This is a genomic window from Chryseobacterium sp. Leaf201 (genome assembly GCF_001421435.1).
GTDB lineage: Bacteria > Bacteroidota > Bacteroidia > Flavobacteriales > Weeksellaceae > Chryseobacterium.
Genome location: NZ_LMKA01000077.1, coordinates 1 through 24368 on the forward strand (window position 1 = coordinate 1; position 24368 = coordinate 24368).

24 protein-coding genes are annotated in these 24368 nt (G+C 39.6%); 15 read left to right on the forward strand and 9 right to left on the reverse strand.

All coding sequences use genetic code 11. The features are described from left to right. Positions 1 to 66: 66 nt before the first annotated feature. Positions 67 to 972 (forward strand): GLPGLI family protein, encoded by a 906-nt coding sequence (locus ASE55_RS11155; RefSeq protein WP_056219324.1) that lies wholly within the window; start codon positions 67 to 69, stop codon positions 970 to 972. 165 nt (positions 973 to 1137) lie between these two features. Here ASE55_RS11155 and ASE55_RS11160 read toward each other — a convergent pair whose 3' ends face one another. The 4 genes from ASE55_RS11160 to ASE55_RS11175 form a co-directional block, all read right to left on the reverse strand. Beyond that, the gene (locus ASE55_RS11160) at positions 1138 to 1743 is read right to left on the reverse strand and encodes a DUF4126 domain-containing protein (protein WP_056219406.1); all 606 of its coding nucleotides are present in this window, start codon (positions 1741 to 1743) and stop codon (positions 1138 to 1140) included. 190 nt (positions 1744 to 1933) lie between these two features. Beyond that, positions 1934 to 2308 (reverse strand): ribonuclease P protein component, encoded by a 375-nt coding sequence (gene rnpA / locus ASE55_RS11165; RefSeq protein WP_056219327.1) that lies wholly within the window; start codon positions 2306 to 2308, stop codon positions 1934 to 1936. A 78-nt stretch (positions 2309 to 2386) separates the two neighbouring features. After that, positions 2387 to 3112 (reverse strand): ThiF family adenylyltransferase, encoded by a 726-nt coding sequence (locus ASE55_RS11170; protein WP_056219329.1) that lies wholly within the window; start codon positions 3110 to 3112, stop codon positions 2387 to 2389. Further along, on the reverse strand, positions 3105 to 3695 hold the full coding sequence (locus tag ASE55_RS11175; RefSeq protein ID WP_238585041.1) for a TatD family hydrolase: 591 nt from the start codon (positions 3693 to 3695) through the stop codon (positions 3105 to 3107). The genes ASE55_RS11170 and ASE55_RS11175 overlap by 8 nt, the downstream gene beginning before the upstream one ends. 132 nt (positions 3696 to 3827) lie before the next feature. Here ASE55_RS11175 and ASE55_RS11180 point away from each other — a divergent pair, with 132 nt between their 5' ends. From ASE55_RS11180 to ASE55_RS11215, 8 genes are all read left to right on the forward strand, one after another. Beyond that, a complete protein-coding gene (locus ASE55_RS11180; RefSeq protein WP_056219335.1) occupies positions 3828 to 4457 on the forward strand; it encodes a TetR/AcrR family transcriptional regulator in 630 nt (209 codons plus the stop codon). A 103-nt stretch (positions 4458 to 4560) separates the two neighbouring features. Then, positions 4561 to 5556 carry an outer membrane protein assembly factor BamD gene (locus tag ASE55_RS11185; protein WP_056219339.1) on the forward strand — a complete coding sequence of 332 codons (996 nt, stop codon included), beginning with the start codon at positions 4561 to 4563 and terminating at the stop codon, positions 5554 to 5556. Positions 5557 to 5598: 42 nt separating this feature from the next. Continuing rightward, the gene (locus tag ASE55_RS11190) at positions 5599 to 5922 is read left to right on the forward strand and encodes a DNA-directed RNA polymerase subunit omega (RefSeq protein WP_056219342.1); all 324 of its coding nucleotides are present in this window, start codon (positions 5599 to 5601) and stop codon (positions 5920 to 5922) included. Between the two features lie 117 nt (positions 5923 to 6039). Beyond that, complete coding sequence (gene coaBC / locus ASE55_RS11195) at positions 6040 to 7242, forward strand: bifunctional phosphopantothenoylcysteine decarboxylase/phosphopantothenate--cysteine ligase CoaBC (RefSeq protein WP_056219344.1); 1203 nt, start codon at positions 6040 to 6042, stop codon at positions 7240 to 7242. A 36-nt stretch (positions 7243 to 7278) separates the two neighbouring features. Next, entirely contained in the window at positions 7279 to 8187 is a 909-nt protein-coding gene (locus ASE55_RS11200) for a DUF4835 family protein (protein ID WP_056219347.1), read from the forward strand. Between the two features lie 65 nt (positions 8188 to 8252). Further along, on the forward strand, positions 8253 to 9902 hold the full coding sequence (locus ASE55_RS11205; protein WP_056219350.1) for a DNA repair protein RecN: 1650 nt from the start codon (positions 8253 to 8255) through the stop codon (positions 9900 to 9902). Between the two features lie 213 nt (positions 9903 to 10115). Next, complete coding sequence (locus ASE55_RS11210; RefSeq protein ID WP_056219353.1) at positions 10116 to 11582, forward strand: DUF5687 family protein; 1467 nt, start codon at positions 10116 to 10118, stop codon at positions 11580 to 11582. A 10-nt stretch (positions 11583 to 11592) separates the two neighbouring features. Then, on the forward strand, positions 11593 to 12333 hold the full coding sequence (locus ASE55_RS11215) for an ABC transporter ATP-binding protein (protein WP_056219356.1): 741 nt from the start codon (positions 11593 to 11595) through the stop codon (positions 12331 to 12333). 115 nt (positions 12334 to 12448) lie between these two features. On the opposite strand, the gene hemE is transcribed toward ASE55_RS11215, so the two are convergent. The 4 genes from hemE to hemA all read right to left on the reverse strand — a co-directional run bounded on the left by hemE (position 12449) and on the right by hemA (position 16461). Further along, positions 12449 to 13480 (reverse strand): uroporphyrinogen decarboxylase, encoded by a 1032-nt coding sequence (gene hemE / locus ASE55_RS11220; protein ID WP_056219359.1) that lies wholly within the window; start codon positions 13478 to 13480, stop codon positions 12449 to 12451. 42 nt (positions 13481 to 13522) lie between these two features. Then, the gene (locus ASE55_RS11225) at positions 13523 to 14206 is read right to left on the reverse strand and encodes a uroporphyrinogen-III synthase (protein WP_056219362.1); all 684 of its coding nucleotides are present in this window, start codon (positions 14204 to 14206) and stop codon (positions 13523 to 13525) included. Positions 14207 to 14291: 85 nt separating this feature from the next. After that, positions 14292 to 15200: a hydroxymethylbilane synthase gene (hemC, locus tag ASE55_RS11230; RefSeq protein WP_056219365.1), complete on the reverse strand. Its 909-nt coding sequence runs from the start codon at positions 15198 to 15200 to the stop codon at positions 14292 to 14294. After that, positions 15187 to 16461 carry a glutamyl-tRNA reductase gene (hemA, locus tag ASE55_RS11235; RefSeq protein WP_056219368.1) on the reverse strand — a complete coding sequence of 425 codons (1275 nt, stop codon included), beginning with the start codon at positions 16459 to 16461 and terminating at the stop codon, positions 15187 to 15189. Before hemA ends, hemC begins: the two co-directional genes overlap by 14 nt. A gap of 404 nt (positions 16462 to 16865) precedes the next feature. Between hemA and ASE55_RS11240 the strand changes: the two genes are divergently transcribed. The 6 genes from ASE55_RS11240 to ASE55_RS11265 all read left to right on the forward strand — a co-directional run bounded on the left by ASE55_RS11240 (position 16866) and on the right by ASE55_RS11265 (position 23177). After that, positions 16866 to 17891 carry a rod shape-determining protein gene (locus ASE55_RS11240; protein ID WP_027388364.1) on the forward strand — a complete coding sequence of 342 codons (1026 nt, stop codon included), beginning with the start codon at positions 16866 to 16868 and terminating at the stop codon, positions 17889 to 17891. 27 nt (positions 17892 to 17918) lie between these two features. Next, a complete protein-coding gene (mreC, locus tag ASE55_RS11245) occupies positions 17919 to 18773 on the forward strand; it encodes a rod shape-determining protein MreC (protein WP_056219371.1) in 855 nt (284 codons plus the stop codon). Beyond that, the gene (locus tag ASE55_RS11250; RefSeq protein WP_056219374.1) at positions 18766 to 19272 is read left to right on the forward strand and encodes a hypothetical protein; all 507 of its coding nucleotides are present in this window, start codon (positions 18766 to 18768) and stop codon (positions 19270 to 19272) included. The genes mreC and ASE55_RS11250 overlap by 8 nt, the downstream gene beginning before the upstream one ends. Next, a complete protein-coding gene (locus ASE55_RS11255; RefSeq protein WP_056219376.1) occupies positions 19269 to 21308 on the forward strand; it encodes a penicillin-binding transpeptidase domain-containing protein in 2040 nt (679 codons plus the stop codon). Before ASE55_RS11250 ends, ASE55_RS11255 begins: the two co-directional genes overlap by 4 nt. Further along, positions 21305 to 22534, forward strand: coding sequence for a rod shape-determining protein RodA (gene rodA / locus ASE55_RS11260; protein WP_056219379.1), 1230 nt, complete (start codon positions 21305 to 21307; stop codon positions 22532 to 22534). Before ASE55_RS11255 ends, rodA begins: the two co-directional genes overlap by 4 nt. A 61-nt stretch (positions 22535 to 22595) precedes the next feature. Beyond that, positions 22596 to 23177, forward strand: a complete 582-nt coding sequence (locus ASE55_RS11265; protein ID WP_056219381.1) for a pentapeptide repeat-containing protein — start codon at positions 22596 to 22598, stop codon at positions 23175 to 23177. A 212-nt stretch (positions 23178 to 23389) separates the two neighbouring features. On the opposite strand, the gene ASE55_RS11270 is transcribed toward ASE55_RS11265, so the two are convergent. After that, positions 23390 to 24103 carry a C40 family peptidase gene (locus ASE55_RS11270; protein WP_056219384.1) on the reverse strand — a complete coding sequence of 238 codons (714 nt, stop codon included), beginning with the start codon at positions 24101 to 24103 and terminating at the stop codon, positions 23390 to 23392. Positions 24104 to 24368: the final 265 nt, after the last annotated feature.

Genomic DNA, 24368 nt, shown 5'->3' on the forward strand with positions numbered 1-24368 from the left:
AATAGATTTTTTTTCACATATTAATGAGTATTTATTTAAAAATTAATATCGTTAAACTCTGATAATATGCATGTTACAAATAAAATAAAATCACTTAATTTTGATTTTATTTTTGTGGTATCAAATAAAATATTAAATTTGAACCTGATTATAAAATCTTATCAATTCATTAAAATGTACAGAATATTCTTCTATTGTTTGTTTATTTCATTATTATCAAATGCACAAAATAAACGTTTTGTATATGAGTATAGCTTTGCAGAAGATTCTACTCACATTGAAATTCAAGCAAAAGAATTTTTGAATTTAGATATTGGAAAACAAGGCTCTCAATTCTACTCCTCTGATATTATAGAACAAGATTCTTTAGTGAAAATTAAAGAAAGACCAATTGGAAAATATCCTTATCAAGGAATAAAATATTTAGATGTTATTATAAAAAATTATCCAAGTTTTGATATAAATTTTTACACAGCTAGTGGTATTTATTATAATGTTAATATAATAAAGAAACTAGATTGGAAAATTTTGCCTGAAAAAGATACAATTTTGGGATATTCTGTTCAGAAAGCAACAACAATATTATATAAAAGAAAATGGACAGTATGGTTTACTCCTGATATTCCAATTCAAGACGGGCCTTACTTTTTTCATGGTTTACCGGGCTTAATAATAAAAGCAGAAGATCAGAATAATAGTATTTCATTCAATTTAGTAGGAATAAAATCATTTAATCATTTTGATATCAGTGAAACTCCATATTACTTCAAGCTTGATACCGTTAAAATAACTGAAAACGATTTAAAAAAACTTCTAAGAAATTATTTGGATAAGCCCTCTCCAAAACTTAATAATGAATATGGAGATGTTAAACAAGTTTTTTATGATGGTAATGGAAAAGAGGTGTCAAGTGCTGAATTTTATAGAATTACTGAACAAAATAATAAAAAACGCTTTAAAGAAAAGAAATAACCTATTAAGATGGGATATTACAAAATAGGAGAAGCCCGAAAATCCTTTTTCAGAGTAGAAATAATTATTTGTTTCAGTATAATGCTAGTGATACTGAAACATAGATTTATAATGGAAGTAAGCGCACTAATGTTTTCTCAATTTTAACAAAATATAATTACCAATTTATTTAACTATAACATTCTTACGTTTCCTGAACTTCCGCCATGCTTTCCGGCCGAAAAAAATAACTGCGATAATGATCGCAATCGCAAAAACAGCGGCGATAACCGGGGCAGCGATAGCGAGGAAAGCCATAATTCCTGCGCCTGCCGTTTCCGTAGTTCCGACGACGGAATTTCCCAGTCCGCCCGTTGTTGCGGTAGATGCAGCCCTGAGGCCCGCAAATCCTGAGCTGATGGTTGCTGCCGTCCCGCCACCGGCAATCAGGCCCAAAGCCCATTGCGGAAATGTTCCGAGGTCTGCGAACTGGCTGGCAAATAAGATGGAGCCTGCAACCGTAGCCATAGGAACCGAAATGGTATCCAGCAAATGATCGACAAAAGGAATATAATAAGCTAAAATTTCCACCACCGTGGCAATTCCGGTAATAATTAATGTGGGAAGCCCTGCAAGCCATTCAAAATGTTCATTCATGGGAATCCACTGAAGATAGGATGAAAGGCTTACGGCAAACATCGGAAGGAACACTCGGAATCCTGAAGCTGCAGCCAGGCCGATCCCGATAAATGCGCTCAGTAAATACGGTAAAAAAGGAACATTGTCTAACATGTTAATTTTCAGATTAATTGTTTTGCTTAAAGATACAAAAATGTAATCTTTCAGTTGACAATTTTCCGGTTTTAACATGAACGGTTATCCTTTATCTGCGAAAGAAAACCTCTTCATCCGAAAATGAAAATGTATGATATTCGATTATGTGTTCAAGAGCACGTATTGATTAGCAGCAGATTAATACATCCTAAGCTTTTTTCTGGGCCTGGCAGAGTTTAATAAACTGATCTTCGATATCCTGAAATTTCTGCGGGATTTCCTGGGATACCCAGAAAAGCATCGCGATGGACTTATCTCCGAAAGCCTCTTTAAACAGTTCCTTGTTCAGGCGGTAGCATTCGCGCAGAAGCCTTTTGATCCGGTTTCTGTGCACTGCTTTTTTAAAATATCTCTTGGAAACCGATACTGCAAATTTTGGATCATCAACAGGTGTTGCAGGTTTGTTCTTCAGAACAATAATTCTGAGGTTCCCATGCGTTTTCCATTTACCTTTTTCAAAAAGTAAAGTAATCTCAGTGTTTTTCTTGAGTTTTTCGGCTCTGGGATATTTGAAGTCTGTCATTTACGGGCCGTAAATATAAGTTTTTTATTTTGCTTACTCATTTTCAGGCTTGCATTAATGTGATCCGATTTGATTAACCTACTCTTTGTTCAGCAGGTAATTAATTACTTCCGAAGCCGTATACAGGCCGAAAATCGCAGGCATATAACTTATCGTCCCATAAAAAGAACGCTTGTAGTTGCTTCCGTCAGTCATTTTAAGGCTCTCTTCATCCTGGATGTCATTGGCGAAAACACAACGTACGCCTTTGTCAATTTTCTCTTTTTTAAGCCTTTTTCTCACCTGTCTGGCCAGATGGCAGTGTTCCGTTTTGCTGATGTCCCTTACCATTACTTTACTGGGGTCTGTTTTTCCGCCTGCACCCATTGAGCTTACGATCTTTATTCTTCTTCTTTTGGCGGCGATAATCAGGCAGAGTTTAGGCGTAACACTGTCGATACAGTCCAGTACATAATCGAACTTGTCAGAATCCAGGACTTCATCCATTCTCTCAGGGTTCAGGAATTCGTTGATTTTGGTTAAATGAAGGCCGGGGTTAATATCCATAAGCCTTTCAGCAACTACCTCCACTTTATATTTTCCTACCGTTGAATGCAAAGCGGGCAGCTGCCTGTTGATATTCGTGATGTCTACCGTATCGCCGTCTACAATAGTCATGTTTCCTACTCCGGCTCTTGCCAGGAATTCGGCCGCAAAGGAACCGACACCACCTAAGCCGACAACCAGTACCGTTGCCTGATTCAACTTTTTTAAACCGTCTTCCTTAATAAGAAGCTCCGTTCTCTCCAGCCATTTCTTATCCATTTTTTATCGTCTCTAAATTTTCTAAAATCTGTTCATTCATTTTTTCCGTGGAAATCCCTCTGAGTTCCGAGGCTTTCCCGTAAAGTTCCCCGATGTTGAAATCTTCATTGTCAGTTTCCAGAAAGATTCTGTCTGCCGGGGTCGTTTTAAAAGTATTCTGCAAAGATAAATTATACAGAAGCGCTTTTCCAAAACTCAGGTAAAAATTATGGCGAAGCAGATCATCCGCAATACTCTGTTTTTTATTAAAACCATGAATAATCATAGGCTGTTCAGCCTGTTTTTTAAAGGAAATTACTTCATAGAACTTTCTTACACAATGTATAATAACGGGTTTTTTTATTTCGTTGGCAAATCTGATCTGCCGTAAAAAAACATCCTCCTGGATTTTCAGGTCGGTTTCTGCAAAAGAATCCAGCCCGCATTCGCCTACAGCAAAACAGTCTGCCGTAATATTAGATTCCAGCCATCTGAACTGGTCTTCAATAGCCGATGGATCAATATCTTTAGGATGAATTCCAACAGAATACGGAAAATTCACCGGATCTGCACCTAAACCCAGATTATAGATGCCGTTTGGCATTATTTTTTTATGATGATGAAAATCAAAAAACTCCATTTTCAAAAATAATATTAATTATAACCAAATCCTATTTCTTAAACGAACGTTTATAAGTTTGTTAAAAAAATCTTAACTTTACTAAAAGTGCACTGTATGAAGAAAAAATTTACCGAAAAACAAATTCATATATTAGATATTGCAGAAGAGCTGATTGCCAAAAAAGGCTATGAAGGAACATCAGTGAGGGATATCTGCTCAAAAGCCAATATTAACGTGGCGATGATCTCCTATTACTTTGGCTCTAAAGAAAAAATGATGTCCTATCTCTATCAGTACAGGGTATTGAAAACCAGGGAGAATTTTTCTGAATTTGCAGACACGATCAAAGATGGAAAGCCGGAAATGCAGATGAAGGAGATCATTAAATATATTGTTTCACAGTTATTCAAATACAATTATTTCCATGGGTTTGTTACCCAGGAGCTCCGCCATACCGATACCGTGAAAGGCGAGCTGCTGGATTTCTATCAGATCTTCGTAAAAAAGCTGGATGAAGTGATTAAAAAAGGAGTGTCTTCCGGGGTTTTTACGTTTACTCCCAAACCTGAAGATATCCTGACGACCATTATCGGGTCTACCTTGTTCGTTATCCGGAACAGAAATTTCTACGAGCTTTATGTTCCCAATAAAAGCGAAGAAACCTATGCCAAAGAAGCGGAGAAGAAAGTGAAAATGAATCTTTTAATGAGTGTTTTTGCCATTCTGGGCTATGCAGCAGACTAAAATTACGTTAAATAATCATAAAAAAAAATCTATTGACAAAAAAGTTATATTTTTGCAAATTAGTAAATCGGCTGTATCATCCGAAAACTGTTGAATTTTTTATATGAAAAAATATATTTTAGGTGTTTTTGCTGTAGCGGTATTGTCATCTTGTGTGAGCCGGCAGGAAAAAGCAATGAAAAGTGCTGATAAAGACTTTATTCTGAAGGCAGCCAATGATAATTTTACCAAAAAGAAATGGAAAAATGCATTAGCGCTTTATGACAGATTGGCCAACCTTGTAGCCGGTACAGATGATTTCCCTAATGTAGGCTTTAACACGGCGTATGCCAACTACTATGATAAAAACTATAAACTGGCAGGGCATCAGTTTAAAAACTTCGCGGTAAGTTTCCCGAAAGACCCGAGAGCGGAAGAAGCGGCTTATATGTCTGCCCTATGCTACTATGAAGGGTCTATGGATTATAACCTGGATCAGTCTACGACCCAGTCGGCTATTAATGAGCTTCAGGATTTCCTGAATAACTATCCTAATTCCGAAAGGTCTAAAAATATCAATACCCTTATTGACGAACTTTCTTATAAGCTGGAGCTTAAGGCGTATGAAAATGCAAAGCAGTACTTCAAAATGGGCGAGTACAAGGCGGCAAACGTAGCATTGGAAAACGTACTGGAAGACTTTCCGAGTACAAAGCTCCGTCCTCAGATCTATGATTTTATCGTAAGGTCACGTTACGAGCTGGCGACCAAATCCGTTTATGACCTGAAAGACGAGCGTATTGAAAGTGCTCTGGCATTTACAAGACAGATTGAAAAAGAAATGCCGGGTACTGAAGTTGCTAAAATAGCGGTGGATATCAGACAGAAGCTTGAAAAGGAGAAAAAGGATTTTGTTGTTGTAAAAAAACAGACTGAAGCAAGAATTGCTGTTTTAACGGAAAGACAGAAAAAGCTGGAAGCACAGAACGCTGAAAAGTCTAAAACCGAGCAGCAGATGAAAGATCAGATGGATGCAGAGAAGAAAGCAATGCAGATCCAGAGGGACAGTGCAGCGATTAATACCCCTCCGCCGGCTGCCACTTTCAAGATTCAAAGATAATTCGTAAATTTGCGGACTTAATATAAAATTAATATTCTCAAAATGAGTGTAAAAGATACAAAAGCAGAAGTAAATACCATTACTTACGATAAAGATAAGATTGAAGACAAGTTAGGCTCAATCTATGAAGCGATTGTTATCATGGGAAAAAGAGCAGAGCAGATCAATGCTGAAATTCGTACGGAATTGCATAACAAGCTTGATGAGTTCGCCGTTCACAATTCTACATTGGAAGAAGTGTTCGAAAACAGAGAGCAGATCGAAATTTCAAAACATTACGAAAAACTTCCGAAACCGACTTCTATCGCTATCGAAGAATGGCTGAATGAAGACATCTACTTCAGAAAAACTGAAGAAAGAAAATAGAAATCAGTATGTTTTTATAAATAAAGGTCATAAAGGAAATCTTTTCTTTATGACCTTTGCTGTTTCAAAGGTTTATCATAAAAATTAAGTAATTTAGTATTCTTAAAATTAATCCTAATGAGTCTTTCCGGGAAAAAAATTCTCATCGCAGTTTCTGGAGGAATTGCCGCTTACAAAATTCACTTTCTGATCAGGGATTTTATCAGAAAAGGAGCTGAGGTTCAGGTAATCATGACGGCTGATGCAGAACATTTTGTAACCAAGCTCAGCCTGTCCACATTATCTAAAAAACCGGTGTATACAGACTTTTACAGCGACAACGGAACCTGGAACAGCCATGTGGAAATGGCTTTGTGGGCAGATGTAATGCTGATGGCACCGTGTACGGCAAATACCCTGTCTAAAATGGTCCATGGGATGTGTGACAGCCTGCTTATTGCGACCTATATGTCTGCAAAATGCCCCGTTTTTATTGCTCCTGCAATGGATCTGGACATGTATGTGCACCCTTCCACAAAGAAAAATTTAGAGCTGGCAGAAAGTTACGGCCATCATATTATTCCCGCTGAACATGGCGAGCTGGCGAGCGGACTGGTCGGGCAGGGGAGAATGGCTGAACCCGGAACCATTGCAAAGGCTGTTGAAGATTTTTTCAATTCAGATACAGTAAAATCACTAGAAGGCAAAACCGTTTTAATTACAGCCGGACCCACCTATGAGGCTATTGATCCCGTGCGTTTCATCGGGAACCATTCTTCCGGGAAAATGGGCTTTTCCATAGCTGAGGAAGCTTCAAAAAGAGGTGCTAAGGTTATTTTGGTTTCCGGACCGAGTTCTGAGAAAGCCAAAGGGAAAAATATTGATCTTCACAGGGTAACTTCAGCAAAAGAAATGCTGGAGAAAGTCCTGGAGTTTTATGAAACCACAGATATCGGAATTGCAAGCGCAGCCGTTGCAGATTATGCCCCGAAAGAAGTTGCCCGGGAAAAAATAAAAAAAGACAGTGACAGCCTGATGATTGAGCTGGTGAAAAACCCGGATATCCTCAAAACAATGGGTGAGAGGAAAACCCATCAGTTTCTGGCAGGCTTTGCGCTGGAAACCCAGAATGAAGAAGAAAATGCAAAAGGGAAACTGGAAAAGAAAAACCTGGATATGATTGTCCTGAATTCCCTTCGGGATGAAGGTGCAGGATTTAAAAACGACACCAATAAAATAAAAATATTTACCAGAACGGAAAAAAGGGAATTCAGCCTGAAATCTAAAGAAGAAGTGGCCGGGGATATCCTGGATTTTATTGAGGCTCAACTTTTAAAATAATTTTAATAAATTTCCGTTCTTAATTTTTAACAGAAAATGAAAAAATTTTTAAGCATATTTTTACTCCTGTTTATAACCAACCTTGTTTTTTCCCAGGAATTACTGGCCACCGTTCAGGTAAACTCGCAGCAGCTGGGGGGAAGCAACCAGTCAGCGTACAAAGCTCTGGAGAAAAGCCTCAGGGATTTCATCAACAATACAAGCTGGACGGGAAAAAGACTTCAGAATTTTGAAAAGATCAAATCCAATTTTGCGATTGTAATTACAGAAAGAGAGGGGAACCGTTTCAGAGGAACTATCGTCGTACAGGCAGTGCGCCCTGTTTTCAATACCACTTATGAATCTCCGCTGATCAACCTTCAGGACCAGAGATTTTCTTTTGACTATGTGGAAAATGAAAACCTGATCTTCAATGAAAGGCAGTTTTCAGGGAAAAACTTAATTGATGTCATCAGCTTTTACATATACCTCATCTTAGGCTATGATGCCGACAGTTTTCAGTCTATGGCCGGGACCCAATGGTTCCAGAAAGCCCAGCAGATTGCCCAGAACGGAGAATCTCAGAATACCTATGACGGCTGGAAACAGATCAATGAACCGAGGAGCCGTTCTATACTGATCAAAGAAATTTTAAGCCCGAACTGGAACCAGCTGCGTGCAACGATGTACTCATACCACAGAGCCGGTCTGGATAATCTGTTTAACCAGGATCAGACGGCTGCGAAAAAAGTGATTTTTGATGCATTAATGCAGTTGAAGCAATATGAAAATTCTTTCCAGCAGGCCTATTTCTTTAATCTTTTTATGGATGCCAAGGCGGATGAAATCTTCAATATCTTCAATTCCGGAAATAACGGCGGAATTGTCCTGAGTGACTTAAAGAACGAAATGATCATTCTTTCGCCAAAAAATACAGAAGCCAGATGGAGCAAGTGGAAACAGTAATCTTATCTTGAATCCTGAAATCTAAAGTTCTATATTTGCAATAGCTAAAGTAACCGCTATTATCAATGCTTTCGAGAATTTACATTAAAAACTTTGCCCTGATTGATACCCTTGAAGTATCACTTAACAACGGCCTGCAGGTAATCACCGGGGAAACCGGTGCGGGGAAATCTATTATTCTGGGAGCTTTGCGGCTGATCCTCGGGGAAAGAGCGGATGTAAAATCCATTTCAAACGCACAGCAGAAAAGCATTGTAGAAACAGAATTCGCCTTACATAATCAGTTCAAGAAATTCTTTATTGAAAATGATCTTGATTACGAGCATCAGACCATCATCCGAAGGGAAATCCTGCCTTCCGGAAAGTCAAGGGCCTTTATTAATGATGTGCCGGTGACCCTGGATGTGCTGAAAGAACTGTCTTCACAGCTGATCGATATCCATTCCCAGTTTGAAACGTCCAACCTTTTCACAGCTGAATACCAGTTTAAAATTATCGACGGGCTTTCTGAAAACAAAAGATTGATTGGAGAATATCAAAACGTATTTTCAGATTTTCAGAGCTTAAAAATCCAGCTTAAGAAATTTCAGGTCCAGCTTTCCGAAAACAGGAAAGAAAGTGACTACAAAGAATTTTTATTAAACGAACTGGAAGAGCTTCATCTTGATGATGTAGCCTATGAAGACCTTCAGAACCAGCTTTCCATACAGGAAAATGCTGAAATGATCTCTGAAAACCTGGCTAAAGTCCTGTCGCGTTTCCATCAGGAAGAAGTCGGGATCCTGTCATTCTTTAATGAAGCAAAAAACAAGCTTTCAAAAATTGCGGAAGTTTCAAATGCTTTTTCGGAGCTCGATGAAAGGCTGGAAACATCTTTTGTTGAATTAAAAGACATCATTTCCGAGCTTGAGGACGAAGCTGAAAAGATAGAAATCAATCCCGAAAATCTGGCTAAGCTTGCCGAACTGAACAACCGGATCAATGCGCTTCTGGTAAAGCATAACGTTTCCGGTATCGAGGAACTGAAAGACATCAGGGACCAGCTGGCCGGTGACCAGAAAGGCGCTTCTGAACTGGAAGCCCATATTGCTGACATTGAAGAAAATATTGCCAAAAAAGAAAAAACACTTCAGTCTCTTTCTGAAAAACTTTCTAAAAACAGGAAAAAAAGCATTTCGGTATTTATAAAAAAAGCGGAAAGCCTGCTAAAAAAATTAGGCCTTGAAAAAGCTAGAGTGGATATTGAGCTGCAGGCTGCCCGGGATTTTAATGCCTTTGGAAAAGAAAATATCCAGCTGCTGTTCCAGGCAAACTCCGGGTTCCCATTGAAGCCTATCCAGACGGCCATTTCAGGAGGTGAAAGGTCCAGGGTTATGCTGGCCGTAAAAAAAATAATCGCAGAAAGCGATGAGCTCCCGACTTTGATCTTAGATGAGATCGACACCGGGGTTTCAGGAAAAGTAGCCGAGGAAATCGGTAACCTAATGCGTGAAATGTCTGCCGATATGCAGCTGATCGTTATTTCTCATCTGGCACAGGTGGCTGCAAAAGGAAATAACAATTATAAAGTCGTAAAACAGGATGTTGCCGGGAAAACACAGTCAACAATTATCCCTTTAAACGATAAGGAAAAACTTAACGAAATTGCCCAGCTGCTTTCAGGAAGTAAAATTACAGAAGCTGCGCTGGCACAGGCGAAGGAATTAATGAATTAAATTTAAATAGTATAGATATATTGAGGCTTCTGAACAATCGGAAGCCTTTTTTATTTGGTATCAGTTTGTTATAATGAATATTCCATGATATAAAGATGCCATTTATCCGTGTACACTGTTGAAAATAAATAGAGTGTTTTGTAAATTCAAACAGATTAAGTGAAAATCTGTAACATTTTTGCCCTTACCCTTACTAATGTAAAAAAGATAACTATGTTTTTTAAATTCCTCAGATTAGAAATCAAAAGTTTTTTCAGGGGTTCTTCCTTAGGGATTAACCTGGCCATGAAAATCTTCCGCTTCATCGGGATTCTCTATTTTATGCTGTGTTTGGCAGGCGGGGCATTTTTTGCGTTTTTCTTTGTTAAGGGAGAATTGCATCAGGATCCTTTAAAAGTGGTTTCCCGGTTTCTGATAGCAGGCTGGGCCATAGATCTGATCGCCAAATATATCTGGCAGGAAATGCCGACACAGAATATCAAGCCGTTTCTTACCTTGAATATCCGGAAAAAAACGCTGGTTAACTATCTGCTGAGCAAGACCTTTCTTTCCGTTTTCAGCTGGCTGAATTCTATATTCTTTATTACCTTCTGCGGAATCGCCTTGTTTAACGGATACAGTGTAACCGGGGTTTTAGGCTGGTTCGTAGGGGTTTCCTTGTTGTTTTATCTTAATAATTTCATCAATATCCTCTTTAACGATAAAGAAACAATAGCCGTTGTTATCGGATGTATATTACTGGCTGTTGCAGGCCTTGCTTACTACCAGATTGTTCCTGTGCTTGAATATTCGGAGCAGCTTTTTTATAACTTTTACCAAAGGCCCTATTTTGCAGTGATTTCACTCATGCTGTTTTTAGGGGTATGGAAAATCTGTTTTCAGCATATCCGCAAAGTATTCTATCTGGATCAGGGCCTCGAAGCTAAAAAAGAAGTGGGGAAAACGGAAAATATCGCGTTTTTAAATAAATACGGGGCCATCGGTACTTTTATCAACAATGATATTAAAATGCTGAAACGGAACAAGGTAACCAAAGGGATTTTATGGGGAAGCTTTATGTTCCTTTTTTACGGCATGCTGATGTTTACCTCTCCGATATATAAAACATCTACCATGACAATTTTTATGGGTCTGTTTGTAACGGGCGGGTTCCAGTTTCTGTTCGGGCAGCGGGTTCCGGCTTTTGACAGTTCCTATTATCCGCTGATGATGACGCTGAACGTTCCCTATAAAGAATACCTGAAAGCAAAATGGTGGCTGATGAATATTGTAACGGCCGCTTCAATGGTTCTGGCACTTTGCTATGCTTATTTCGGCTGGGAAATGTACCTGACTTTCTTTGCGGCTGGGATTTATAACATCGGGGTCAATTCCCAGTTTACCCTGTGGTCCGGGGCTTTCAACAAATCACAGATTGACCTTAATTCCAAAGAAAAAAGATTCGGGCAGAAGAACAGCTTTAATATGAAGGCTTTACTGCTGCTGATCCCGAAGATGATCCTGCCAATGGCTGTTTTCGGACTGGTTCAGCACTTCTCCGGAATTGCGGCAGGCGTTATAAGTGTAGCCGTGATGGGCGTGATTGGATTCCTGTTCAGAGAAAAAATCTTCGATATTATCGTGAGGCATTATAAAGTGGAAAAATACAGTACATTAGAAGCATTTAAAAACAAAGATTAATCAAAACCATATGATCACCATAGAGAATTTATCAAAAACATACGGAAAAGCAACCGTTTTACATATCGAACACCTGGAAATTCCAAAAGGTGAAACTTTCGGGCTGGTAGGAAATAACGGAGCGGGAAAAACAACGCTTTTCAGTGTGATGCTGGACCTGATTCAGGCAACTACAGGGTCTGTAAGCATCGATGGTATTAAAGTCAATGAATCAGAAGCATGGAAAAATAAAGTTTCCGCTTTTGTGGATGATTCTTTCCTGATCGGATATTTAACCCCGGAAGAATATTTCTACTTCATCGGTGAGCTGAGGGGCCAGAACAAAGCTTCGGTAGATGAATTCCTGAAGCAGTTCCATGACCTTTTCAGCGGCGAAATTTTAAACTCCGGGAAATACGTCCGGGATCTCTCCAAAGGAAATCAGAAAAAAGTAGGCATTGTGGGTGCGATTATCGGAAACCCAGAAATCATTATTTTGGATGAGCCTTTTGCGAACCTGGATCCTTCAACACAGATAAAGCTCAAAAACCTCATTAAAGAATTATCAAAGCAGGATGGGGTAACATTTCTGATCTCAAGCCACGACCTTTCCCATACTACGGAAGTCTGCAACAGGATTGTAGTGGTGAATAAAGGCCGTCTGGTAAAAGATATCAAAACCAACCCTGAAACCCTGAAAGACCTGGAACAGTATTTTGCAGACCAGGTTTCAGCGCCGGCTGCTGAGCCTGATTATAATAAAGCGGAATAATTTGCAGTAATTTTTATCAGGCAAATAGTATTTAAATCAATACCGATAAACTAAAAATCCCTTTCCATTGTTCTGAAAGGGATTTTCTATTTTAAAACGTGCCCGGAATATATTGTTAAACCGGTGGTTTCCATTCTACCACTGCCCGGATAAATGCTTCTGCATTCTCCAGAGGAATATTTGGCAGAATCCCGTGTCCGAGATTGGCAATGTACCGGTCTTTTCCGAAACGGTTAATCATTTCATTTACCATTTTCCTGATGGTTTCAGGCGTGGAATGCAGTCTCGCAGGATCAAAATTTCCTTGCAGCGTCACTGAATTGTTGGTCAGTTTTCTCGCGATTTCCGGGGTAATTGTCCAGTCCACACCCAAAGCCGAAACATTGGCCTGTGTCATGTCCTCTAAGGCAAACCAGCATCCTTTTCCGAATACCACCACATGTGTCAGCGGGCTTAAAGCCTCAACAATCTGATTGATATACTGCCATGAAAACTCCTGATAGTCTGTAGGTGAAAGCATTCCGCCCCACGAATCGAAGACCTGAACGGCAGAAACGCCTTTCTCAACTTTTCTCTTTAAGTACGCAATGGTTGTATCTGTAATTTTCTGAAGCAGTAAATGGGCAGCTTCCGGCTGCTGGAAACAGAAAGACTTGGCAATATCAAATGCCTTGCTTCCTTTTCCTTCCACGCAGTAGCACAGGATGGTCCATGGGGAACCTGCAAAACCGATTAACGGGATTTCATGGTCTAATTTCTGTAAAGTCAGTTCAATGGCATCAAAAACGTATCCCAATGTATCATTTACATCAGGCACCGCAACATTCTGAACCTGTTCCATCGTTCTGATCGGAACATCCAGCCACGGGCCTACATTCTCCTTCATTTTAAAATCTATTCCCATGGCCTGCGGAACAACCAGGATATCAGAAAAAAGAATCGCTGCATCAAGAGGATACCTTCTGATGGGCTGTACCGTAATTTCAGAAGCAAGCTCCGGCGTCTGGCACCGGGTGAAGAAATCGTACTGGTCACGGAGCGCGATAAATTCCGGCAGGTATCTTCCGGCCTGTCTCATCATCCATACGGGCGGCCTTTCTACGGTTTCCCCGCGAAGGGCTTTTAAATATAAGTCGTTTTTAATCATAATGTATTAGACTAGCATTGCCATGAATGACAATTAAATATATCAATCTTTGTTTACAATCTTTTTTTTGATGAGCTTCAGAACAGACAGTAATGTATTTCCTTCAGAAGTAAAAACCGGCTTTGAAGTATGCTTTCTGAGTTCACCGGAAGTGGTTTCCCCGATTGAAAAAAGCATCATATCATCAAAAGAATTCTGCTTTGCAAAACTACGAACTCCGCTCGGACTAAAAAAAACGGCAGCATGATATTTTTCAGTTATCAGCGGATGGGTTTCCTCAGTATGGTAAACCACCACTTTTTTGTACTGGATATTCTGGAGCGGAAGTTCCTTATCAAGGATATTTATGGCAATATTACCGCAGAAATGCAGGAACTTTTCATGCTGGCAGTGTTTGATAATGAATTTTGAAAGGGTATCGGCGTTCTTCAGGACTTTAAAAGTCCCGAACCCGTTTTTCCGTAGTTCGCGTTTTGTTTTCTCGCCGACACAGTAAATCCTGTTATAGTCTTTCGCGGTAAAATCTTCGTTAGGCTGAAAGCCATTCTGAAAAAAAGACTTTACGCCGTTGGCACTGGTAAAAATAAGGGAACGGTTTTTTAAATCAAATAACTCAATTTTCACCGGGACCGTCTTAATGACCTCAACACAGGCAACTGACACATCATCTCCTAATTCTTTGGATATAACGGAGAGGTCTGTATTTTTGGTAAATAAGATGTTCATTTCTTAGGTTTGAAGGAGTGCTGCTGGTGAAAGCTTAACAACAATAAAGCTTTAAGCTGATTCGTTAATTTGCCTGAATATTTATTTAAATCTGGCTTTTAATTTCTGCCATCAGTTCTTTCCCGCCGTTTTCCAGAACAATTCTGGCAAACTTTTCCCCGAAATTCTCTTCTTCATTATAAACGAAGTTTTCATCGGTAGCAATGCTGTTTTTGCCGTCAAGGGAACAGAGTGCTGCTTTAAAACGGATCTGGTCATCAAAGATTTCGGCAAATGCCCCGATGGGTGCAGTACAGCCTCCTTCCAGGGTACTCAGGAAATTTCTTTCCATTTCCACACAGATTTGGGTAGGCCTGTGATTGATAGAACCCAGTATTTCATTGATCTCTTTTTTATCAGAATGCCCGGCAACGGCAATAACGCCCTGTGAGGCAGCCGGAATTAAAAACGGGAGCATCTCATAATCAATGTCCATTTTCATTCTCTTGATTCCTGCCAGTGATAAAATAGTGGCATCAAAATCACCTTCTTCCAGTTTCTTAAGGCGGGTCTGGATATTCCCTCTGATATCCGAAAACTCAGCAGTAGGGAAGTTCTTCAGCCAGAAGGCTCTCCTTCTCAGGCTGCTGGTTGCCAGTTTAAGCTCGTGAAGTTCCTTGTTTTTTGCCGATTCTTTCCTGATCAGGACATCCTGCGGGAAATCCCTTTCCAGATGGGCAATCAGTTCAATATTTTCAGGCAGTTGCGTAGGTACATCCTTAAGGGAGTGCACGGCAATATCAATTTCGTCATTCAGCAGTGCAACATCAAGGTCTCTGGTGAAAACGCCTGTAATGCCTAAGGAATACAAAGGCTGGGTAAGGTTTTTATCACCGGAAGATATGATAGGAACAATTTCCGTTAAATGGTTGCTGTTCTGGAGGTGCCTTGCAACTTCTCTCGCCTGCCAAAGGGCAAGTGCGGAATTTCTGGTTCCGATTCTAATGCTTTTCATTGAATTCGTTGTTTGGTTGTTCAACTAATATTTCGTGCATTAATTTACTAATTTCTTCGGCTTTTAAAGGATTATCAATGATATATTTTGCAAAACGGTTGGTGATTTTCTGGATCATTTTATCAGAAAGTTCCATGTCCGTGATGTTTATGTACTTGTTTTTTTTGTAAAAATTATGCATTTCATTGCGTTCCATGTTCTTTAAAACAGCTTTGAAATGATGGATATTGGGAGCCAGCCTTCTCTTTTTTTCCCATTCAAGGAATTCTTTGGTCATCTCCTTGATGATTTTTTCCGCTTTCGGGATTTCTTTTTCCCTCTGCTGAATGGTTTCCTGGATCTGTTTGGAAAGCTCGTCTACCCCGATCAGTGTTACGTTTTCATTTTCCGTCACATTTTTTTCAACGTTATTGGGAATTGAAAGATCAATGACCAGTGTTTCCTTTCCGTTCGGGAAATGGGATTTATTAACAATCGGATGCCTTGCCCCCGTAGCCACAATTAAAATATCCGTATTTTTTAATTCCTGATCAAAATCAGCATAATCAATATGGGGAATATTGTATTTCTCCGAAATTTTTTCTGCGGTTTCCTGTGTCCTGTTGGTAATTTTGATTTTCGGCTGATAAACATGCTTTACCAGGTTTTCTACGGTATTCTGCCCGATTTCGCCTACGCCCAAAAGCAGGATGTTCTTTTCCGTAATCCTTTTTTGGTTATTCAAAATATAATGAACCGCTGCATAGGATACGGAAGCTGCACCGTTGGAAATCCCGGTTTCGTTTTTTATCCTTTTTGAGATCTGGATGGCCGAATTAATGGCTCTTTCCAGAAAAGGATTGGAGTTGATCCTTTCTTTCCTGAAACGGTTGTATGCTTTCTTGATCTGTCCGATGATCTCAAAGTCCCCGATGATCTGGCTTTCCAGTCCGGCCGCCACTCTGAACAGGTGGGTCAGAGCCTCTTCTTTGGTCAGGATATTGGCAAACGGCAGAAAATCCATCAGGTTAACGCCTACAATGCGGCAGTATTCTTCAGCCACGAGAAGATAATTGGGGGAAGTGGTATAGATTTCCGTCCTGTTACATGTTGAAACCACAAAGGCATCTCCTAAGTTTTCATCATGAATCCGGGAAACGAAGCTTTTGATGTTCTCGTCAAAAAATGCAAACTTCCCTCTTGTTTCCGCATCAGCTTTCTCGAAGCTGACCGAAAGCACTGCAAAATTCGATGTCTGATGAATATTAGAATACTGTAACATAAGCGAGGCAAATTTACGTCTTTTTTAATAAATGATCTGCTGAAACTGTATATGATAATTATCGTAAAAAACTATTTTCGGATATGTAAAAAATCAGCTTCAGAATTTTCAGATTGTAATTATTGCCATAAATATGATAAGGTTAAGACTGCTGATTCATCTGTAAGTTTATTAATTTAACATAATTCTTTCAGAAACTCTTAAAATCCGGACTTCATATCGCCGGCTTTGGACTTATTATTATCTTCAATATAGTTGAAATCAGACCCTGTAAATGCTTAAATTAAAAGTTAATAACCGCTTTTAAATTTTAATAAAATTTTAACCAAATTATATGCTTATGGAATTTCTTTGGTCGTGTTAAATTCCTATCTTTGTAACTCTTTAAAAAATCAGAAGGAAATATGAGTTTATTCGATATGTTTACGCAAGAGATTGCGATAGACCTTGGTACTGCCAATACCCTTATCATCCATAATAATAAAATTGTTATAGATCAGCCGTCAATTGTTGCAATTGAACGTTCTACGGGTAAACCGATTGCAGTCGGTGAGCAGGCGAAGCATATGCAGGGTAAGACTCATGAGGATATCAAAACCATCCGTCCGCTAAAAGACGGGGTGATTGCAGATTTCCATGCTTCTGAGCACATGATTAAAGAATTCATTAAAAAAATCCCCGGGATTAAAGGGCGTTTTATCCAGCCGGCATTGAGGATTGTGATCTGTATTCCTTCTGGGATCACTGAAGTGGAAAAAAGAGCCGTAAGAGATTCTGCCCAAAAAGTTAATGCCAAAGAAGTCCGTTTGATTTACGAACCGATGGCAGCTGCAATAGGAGTAGGCATTGACGTACAGAAACCTGAGGGTAACATGATCATTGACATAGGCGGCGGTACGACGGAAATTGCCGTGGTGGCTTTAGGAGGTATTGTTTGTGATAAATCCGTGAAAATTGCGGGTGATGTATTTACCAATGATATTGCCTATTACCTGAGAACCCACCATAACCTTTACATCGGCGAAAGAACAGCAGAGAGAATTAAAATCGAAGTAGGTTCGGCCGTTGAAGATTTAGATGTTGACATCGAAGATATTCCGGTACAGGGTAGAGACCTGATCACGGGTAAGCCAAAAGAAATTATGGTTGGCTATAAAGAGATTGCAAGAGCACTGGACAAATCAATCATTAGGATTGAGGATGCCGTAATGGAAACACTTTCCCTTACGCCTCCCGAACTGGCAGCCGATATTTACAAAACCGGTATTTACCTTGCCGGCGGCGGTGCACTTTTAAGAGGCCTTGCAGACAGGCTGCATAAAAAGACCGGCCTTCCTGTTTTTGTAGCAGAAGATCCGTTAAGAGCAGTGGTTCGTGGAACAGGGATTGCCCTTAAAAATATGGATAAATTCAATTTCCTTATTAAATAATTATAACTTTTACGAACATATATCTGAATGGGATTTTTGCTGAGATTATTTTCGAAGAATGCGCTTTTTGCCTTCTTTATATTTCTGCAAATTATTGCTCTGGTGCTGATATTTTCTAAAGATGCCATGCAGAAATCCTGGATTGCAGGCCAGTCTGCTGCGTTGAATTCATGGGTTTCAGGCTATATTGATGAAGGGGTTTCCTATCTTAAGCTAAAGCAGATCAATGAAGACCTTGTTACCCAGAACAAAGCGCTGATGTTGGAGCTTTACGGAAAACAGGGCGCAAAAAATCCACAGTTCAGAAAAGTCCATGATACATTGGGTGGCGGACAGATTTATACTTTTGTAGATGGAGAAATTGTTTTCAACAGCATCAACAGAAGAAACAATTACTTTACCATCAACCGGGGACGGCGGGATGGTGTATTTCCTCAGATGGGCGTAATGGCCCCGAAAGGGATTGCTGGAATCGTCATCAATTCCACAGACAGTTATGCTTTGGTGCAGTCGGTGCTGAGTGTTAATAAAATCAGAATCAATGCAGCCCTTAAAAGCTCCGGATATTTCGGTACCTTAACATGGAACGGTGATAACTCGCGGGTTATGCACCTGGCTGATATTCCTAAATATGTTGCCCTGAAAATCGGAGATACCGTTGTAACAGACGGGAAATCCGCTATTTTCCCGAAAGGGGTGATGATCGGTACCGTTGCAGGCTATTCCGTAGACAATAAAACAGGATTCTGGGATATTTCAGTTGAGTTAAGTGAGAAAATGGGGACCCTGAATAAAGTATTTGTAGTTAAGAATCTTAAAAAAGCCGAAGTACAGAAAATTCAGGATACGCTTCAGGCGGTAATAAAAAAGGAAAATGATTAGCAGGACATTATTTACAGATATAGTCATCATGGTTTTCCTGGTAGCGCTACAGATTTTTGTACTGAACAGGATTACCCTTTTCGGGAAATATACACCGGTGTTATATCCCGTATTTGTTATGTTCTATCCTTTTTTCAGAAATCGTTTTCAGTTTCTGGCACTGAGCTTCCTGATTGGGTTATCCGTTGATGCATTTCTGTATTCGTGGGGGATCAATGCGTTTGCAACCACGCTGATTGCTTATTTCAGGACCTTGATTTTCAGAACTTCTACAGATACTTCCACAGATTTCTTTTCTTTCCAGTCCCTTCAATGGGCGCAGTTTTTGCTGTTTTTATTCTCAAGTATCTTTTTGCATCAGCTTTTGGTACAGTATATAGAATTCTTTAAGCTGAGCAGGTTTTTTGAAATATTATTTAATGTATTGGTAACAAGTGTCATTTCATTTGTATTTATTATTATCTATGCATTAATATTTAAAATCAAACAAAAAGTTTGAACACACGTTATTTAAAAATTTTCTCCGTCCTTATTGTAGTCGCCCTGATTTTTGTGGCGAGGCTTTCCTATTTACAGTTATTTACGGACCGGTATGCGCTTAATGCGGCCAACACTTCCATCAAAACCGAATATGTAATTCCTCAGCGGGGCGTCATTTTTGACAGGAACGGGAAGATTATGGTCGGTAACCAGCCGGCCTATGAAATCTCGTTTACCCAAGCCCTGATGAAACCGGATTTTGATACACTCGCTTTCTGCAGTTTAATGAAAATCAGTAAACCCGATTTCATTAAAAGAATCAATATCATCAAAAAAGAAAAATATTATTCCAAGCTTACGCCCATGACTTTTATTAAAGATCTGAGCAGGGAAGATATTGCGAGGGTCCAGGAAATTATATTTAAATATCCAGCCTTCAGTATTGTTTCAAGACCGCAGCGTCAGTACGAAGTGTCCACTTCCGGGAACCTTTTGGGGTATACCAGTGAGGTGAATGAAAGAGAAATTAAAAAAGATTCCGCATACTACCTGCCGGGCGATTTTATCGGGAAAACAGGGATTGAAAAAGCTTATGAAAAAGAACTTCGCGGCGTAAAAGGAATAAAGTATATCCAGAAAGATATCAAGCTTCGGAATGTAGGGCCGTACAAAAACGGAACACTGGATAAAGATGTAATTACCGGAAAAGACATTACCCTTACCATAGACTATGACCTTCAGAGAATGGCTGAAGAAATGCTGGTGGATAAACATGGCGCCATCGTTGCCATAGACCCGAATACCGGTGAAGTACTGGTAGCAGCTACAGGGCCGGATATTGATCCGAACCTTTTTACAGGACCCAATAAATCCAAAAATTTATACGCGCTTTCAAAAGATACCATTTACGAAAACAAACCGACTTTCGACCGGTCTTTGCAGGCAGCATACCCGCCAGGTTCCACTTTTAAACTGTTGACCGCTTTAGCAGCAATGCAGATGGGCGTGATGGATGAAAATACCATTTTCCCGTGTGGAGGCGGATTTTATTATAAAGGAAAAAGAATTAAAGGCCATGGTGGTGCAGATCCGTTGATTCCGTCTATTCAGGTGTCCAGCAACTGTTTCTTTACGTATGCTTTCATTGCGATTATTAAGAAATATCCAGGAAACCCTTCAAAAGGGGTAGATGAATGGAAAAAAATCATGAGCAGCTTCGGAGTCGGAGAATTTTTAAATAATGATTTTGCCGTAGGAGCGAGAGGAAGTATCCCTTCAGGAGATTTCTATGAAAAAAGATTTAAAGCGATAATCAAAGCGAGCGGCTCCACCAAAAAGGATTATAAAAATTGGGATGAAATGTCAACAGGCGCTATCTACAACGGAATGGGGCAGGGCGATGTGCTGGTAACTCCGCTTCAGCTGGCCAATTATGTAGCTGCCATCGCCAATAAAGGCTGGTATTACACGCCTCATATTGTAAAAGCGATCGACGGAAAGCCGAATCCCGATCCGAGATTCAAAAAGAAGCACCAGACCCTGGTTGATAAAAAACATTTCGACCCTGTTCTTAGAGGGATGGAAGCCGTGGTGTTAAATGGTACGGCACGCGGACTAAAATCCAGTGATTTCACGCAGCTGGCAAAAACCGGTACGGCGCAGGTCCCTCAGGGGAAAGATAACTCGATCTTTGTATTGATTGCTCCGGCTGACAAACCTAAAATTGTGGTGGCGGCAGTTATGGAGCATGCAGGATTCGGTGCTACATGGGCAGGCCCGGCAGCAACGGTTATCGCAGAAAAGTTTATTACCGGCGATTTAAAACGGGAACATTTATACAAAAAAATGATTACTTCGAGTTTTATGCCTGAATATAAAAGACAGTGGGTTGCAGATCTTAAACGTAAAGGGCTTTACAAGCCGAGTGAAGATTCCATCAGACAGAAAAGGATCCAGGACAGCCTGAACCTGATTAAAGAACAGAAGGCAAAACTCAAAAAAAAGATAGACGAGGAAACGAAGAACGCTAAGAATAAAAAAACCGTTAAGCAATGAAGTGGGCAGAAGGAATAGATAAACTGGGGCTTGGCCTGTATTTTTTGCTCTGCATTTTCGCGATTGCAAATATTTACAGTGTTGACCAGAAACTTGGAGAGAAACAGCTGATTTTCTTCGGGATCTCTCTGTTCGTGGGGTTGGTAATTTTTGTTGGGAGAAGCAAGTTCTTTGAAAATATGTCAGGCATTATTTATATTGGTGGTGTTCTGCTTCTGATCGGGCTTTTTCCTTTCGGTAAAGAAATCCTCGGTCAGAAAAACTGGTATAAAGTCGGGAGCTTTACCATGCAGCCGGTAGAATTTGCCAAAATCGGTACGGCCCTGATGCTGGCCAACTATGTTTCCGGGCCGGAATTTAATCTGAAAAACATGAAATCCCTTTTAACAACCTTAGCCATTGTAGGAATTCCTGCTGTGGTGGTGCTTGCCATTCCGGATGTCGGCTCGATGCTCGTGTTTATTGCATTTTTTATTGCATTATACCGTGAAGGCCTGAACGGCCTGCTGTTCGGGGTCGGGTTCCTTTTTGCAGGGGTATTCCTTATTTCTCTGGCGGTTGATCCTATCTGGGTAGCGCTTACGATTGTTGTGATTATAGGGGGCTGGATAGCGATGAATTATTATAAAATGTCATGGAATGTAATTTCTATTTCAGGCATTGCCGGATCTGTATTGGTTTTATGCGGGCTGGCTTTCGGTTCGCCCTATATTTTGGAAAAATTACCGAAACACCAGCGGGAAAGAATTGAAGTTCTCTACAAAGGTGAAAAAGCATTCAGGGATACGTCAGGTTACAATTTACTATATTCAAAAACAGCCATCGGTTCCGGCGGACTTTTGGGAAAAGGTTACCGTGAAGGTTCCGTAACCCAGGGGAAATTTGTTCCCGAGCAGGAAACGGATTATATTTTCTGTACCGTTGGTGAAGAATGGGGCTTTGCAGGAAGCGCTGTCCTTATTTTCTGCTATATGGTTTTCATCGGGCGAATCTATTATCTTGCAGAACAGCAGAAATCCTCTTTTAACCGGGTATTCGGCTATTGTTTTGCTTCAATCCTGCTGATGCACTTTACCATCAATTTAGGGATGGTTATGGGGCTTTTCCCTACCGTAGGGATTCCTCTGCCTTTCTTCAGCTACGGGGGGAGTTCACTGCTTGCGTTTTCGATGATGACTTTTATTTTCTTCAAGCTTAATTATTCAGATAAGAACAGCCTGGTTTAGAAGCGGGGGTTAAATATTATTCTGTTTTAATTTCTTTATTCCTATATTAAATCATAATATCATGAAAGAAGCATTCGTCCTGGACCAAACCTTTGAGAACACAGACTTCATCCAAAAACCTTTGGAAAAAGGTGAATACGAAAACTGCACTTTCAGGAATTGTAATTTTGAATATGCAGATCTTGCCGGCTTCAGTTTTAATGACTGTGAATTTACCGGATGCAATCTGAGCATGGCAAAACTCCATACAACGGCTTTTCGGGATGTGGTTTTTAAAGAATGTAAAATGTTCGGGCTTCATTTTAATGACTGTAATGAATTCGGGATGTCGTTCAGATTTGATGGATGTTCTTTAAACAATTCTATTTTTTATAAAACAACAATTAAAAAAACCTTATTTAAAAATTCTAAGCTGACAGAAGTGGATTTTACGGAATGCGACCTGTCAAATTCGGTATTTAACAACTGCGATTTTTCCGGTGCTGTTTTCGATAGTTCAAACCTTGAAAAAGCAGATTTCAGGACTTCTTTCAATTATTCAATCAATCCGGCTTTAAACAGGCTTAAAAATGCAAAATTTTCACTTTCGGAAGTCTATGGCCTGTTGCATACACTCAATATTGAAATCGACAGGAACAGTTAATTTTGCTGGAAGCTGGAAGCTAGTGTTAGAAGGCTGGAGGCTAGTATTAGCAGTTATTACATTCCCTTTCCTAGAGAGGTGGATTTTTACAAAGCAAAAGATGGATCGTTAAAACAGATTAATTTCAGGAACCTCAGCCGGCAATAACAATTAGACATAAAAAAACCATCAAAATTTTTGATGGTTTCATTATTTAAATCAATTATTTAAAATTAAAAACTTGTTCCGCTTGCTGCCGGAGTAGTTGTTGCTAAGTTATTATAAGCCTCTCCGTTTTCATTAATGACTCTTTTTCCGAATCTGTATTTTGGACCCCAGTAAGAATCGTTCAGTGAGGAAACCATCACTCCTTTTGAAGTGGCTGCATGAATAAATTTAATCTCACCTTCTTCAGTTACGCTCTCTACGATACCAACGTGGGAAATTCTTCTTCCGTGGGAAAAGAAAATCAAATCACCTTTCTGAAGATTTTCTTTTTCAATTTTTTCTCCTTCCTGAGACTGGGAGGCTGCTACTCTCGGTAAGCTAAGGCCTGCTGCTGCCCCGAAAACTGAAAGAACGAATGCTGAACAGTCGATACCGTTTCTGGTCATTCCTCCGTATCGGTAAGGAGTTCCCAAATACGTTTGAGCTTCCGTTAAAATATTGTCTATTGTTTTGTTGTGGCGGATTGCCTTGGCAACTTCAGAATTTTTGATAGAATTTTTAGCATTTGCTAAACTGACTGCTTTTTCAGCGAGAAATGAATTGATCAGCTTTTGTTTATCCTGCTCCATTTTGTTGGTTTCGATGGAAGCAAGTTTGGCATCTGATTTGTATTCTTTAGCATAAGTTGCTGGTTTTGAAACAACGTAGTTGGTAACACACGATTGTAACGATACTGTAGACACAAAAGCAACTAAATAAAACAAAACTCTTTTCTTCATATATATTTGATTACCGTGTTAAATAAATAAGGATTAGTATTTTTCAAAAGCAGTACAAAAATATGTAATCCCTTTAAAAGGACTTCGATATGATTATTATCAGGTTCTGTTTTTAACACATTTTAACGTATTATCTAAGTATGTTAAAAAAAAATAAACCGCAACAGCCTGTTTCAGGCGGGTTCGCGGTTTTTTTTATTAAGATTTTTTAACATAATAATTTGCGTTTTGTCGCTTATAATCAGATAATATAATTAATAACTCT

What these genes read in the sequence shown, in the direction of transcription:
- ASE55_RS11155 (WP_056219324.1), top strand. Translation starts at nt 67, where the DNA reads ATGCATGTTACAAATAAAATAAAATCACTTAATTTTGATTTTATTTTT.
- ASE55_RS11160 (WP_056219406.1), bottom strand. Translation starts at nt 1,743, where the DNA reads ATGTTAGACAATGTTCCTTTTTTACCGTATTTACTGAGCGCATTTATC.
- rnpA (WP_056219327.1), bottom strand. Translation starts at nt 2,308, where the DNA reads ATGACAGACTTCAAATATCCCAGAGCCGAAAAACTCAAGAAAAACACT.
- ASE55_RS11170 (WP_056219329.1), bottom strand. Translation starts at nt 3,112, where the DNA reads ATGGATAAGAAATGGCTGGAGAGAACGGAGCTTCTTATTAAGGAAGAC.
- ASE55_RS11175 (WP_238585041.1), bottom strand. Translation starts at nt 3,695, where the DNA reads ATGCCAAACGGCATCTATAATCTGGGTTTAGGTGCAGATCCGGTGAAT.
- ASE55_RS11180 (WP_056219335.1), top strand. Translation starts at nt 3,828, where the DNA reads ATGAAGAAAAAATTTACCGAAAAACAAATTCATATATTAGATATTGCA.
- ASE55_RS11185 (WP_056219339.1), top strand. Translation starts at nt 4,561, where the DNA reads ATGAAAAAATATATTTTAGGTGTTTTTGCTGTAGCGGTATTGTCATCT.
- ASE55_RS11190 (WP_056219342.1), top strand. Translation starts at nt 5,599, where the DNA reads ATGAGTGTAAAAGATACAAAAGCAGAAGTAAATACCATTACTTACGAT.
- coaBC (WP_056219344.1), top strand. Translation starts at nt 6,040, where the DNA reads ATGAGTCTTTCCGGGAAAAAAATTCTCATCGCAGTTTCTGGAGGAATT.
- ASE55_RS11200 (WP_056219347.1), top strand. Translation starts at nt 7,279, where the DNA reads ATGAAAAAATTTTTAAGCATATTTTTACTCCTGTTTATAACCAACCTT.
- ASE55_RS11205 (WP_056219350.1), top strand. Translation starts at nt 8,253, where the DNA reads ATGCTTTCGAGAATTTACATTAAAAACTTTGCCCTGATTGATACCCTT.
- ASE55_RS11210 (WP_056219353.1), top strand. Translation starts at nt 10,116, where the DNA reads ATGTTTTTTAAATTCCTCAGATTAGAAATCAAAAGTTTTTTCAGGGGT.
- ASE55_RS11215 (WP_056219356.1), top strand. Translation starts at nt 11,593, where the DNA reads ATGATCACCATAGAGAATTTATCAAAAACATACGGAAAAGCAACCGTT.
- hemE (WP_056219359.1), bottom strand. Translation starts at nt 13,480, where the DNA reads ATGATTAAAAACGACTTATATTTAAAAGCCCTTCGCGGGGAAACCGTA.
- ASE55_RS11225 (WP_056219362.1), bottom strand. Translation starts at nt 14,206, where the DNA reads ATGAACATCTTATTTACCAAAAATACAGACCTCTCCGTTATATCCAAA.
- hemC (WP_056219365.1), bottom strand. Translation starts at nt 15,200, where the DNA reads ATGAAAAGCATTAGAATCGGAACCAGAAATTCCGCACTTGCCCTTTGG.
- hemA (WP_056219368.1), bottom strand. Translation starts at nt 16,461, where the DNA reads ATGTTACAGTATTCTAATATTCATCAGACATCGAATTTTGCAGTGCTT.
- ASE55_RS11240 (WP_027388364.1), top strand. Translation starts at nt 16,866, where the DNA reads ATGAGTTTATTCGATATGTTTACGCAAGAGATTGCGATAGACCTTGGT.
- mreC (WP_056219371.1), top strand. Translation starts at nt 17,919, where the DNA reads ATGGGATTTTTGCTGAGATTATTTTCGAAGAATGCGCTTTTTGCCTTC.
- ASE55_RS11250 (WP_056219374.1), top strand. Translation starts at nt 18,766, where the DNA reads ATGATTAGCAGGACATTATTTACAGATATAGTCATCATGGTTTTCCTG.
- rodA (WP_056219379.1), top strand. Translation starts at nt 21,305, where the DNA reads ATGAAGTGGGCAGAAGGAATAGATAAACTGGGGCTTGGCCTGTATTTT.
- ASE55_RS11265 (WP_056219381.1), top strand. Translation starts at nt 22,596, where the DNA reads ATGAAAGAAGCATTCGTCCTGGACCAAACCTTTGAGAACACAGACTTC.
- ASE55_RS11270 (WP_056219384.1), bottom strand. Translation starts at nt 24,103, where the DNA reads ATGAAGAAAAGAGTTTTGTTTTATTTAGTTGCTTTTGTGTCTACAGTA.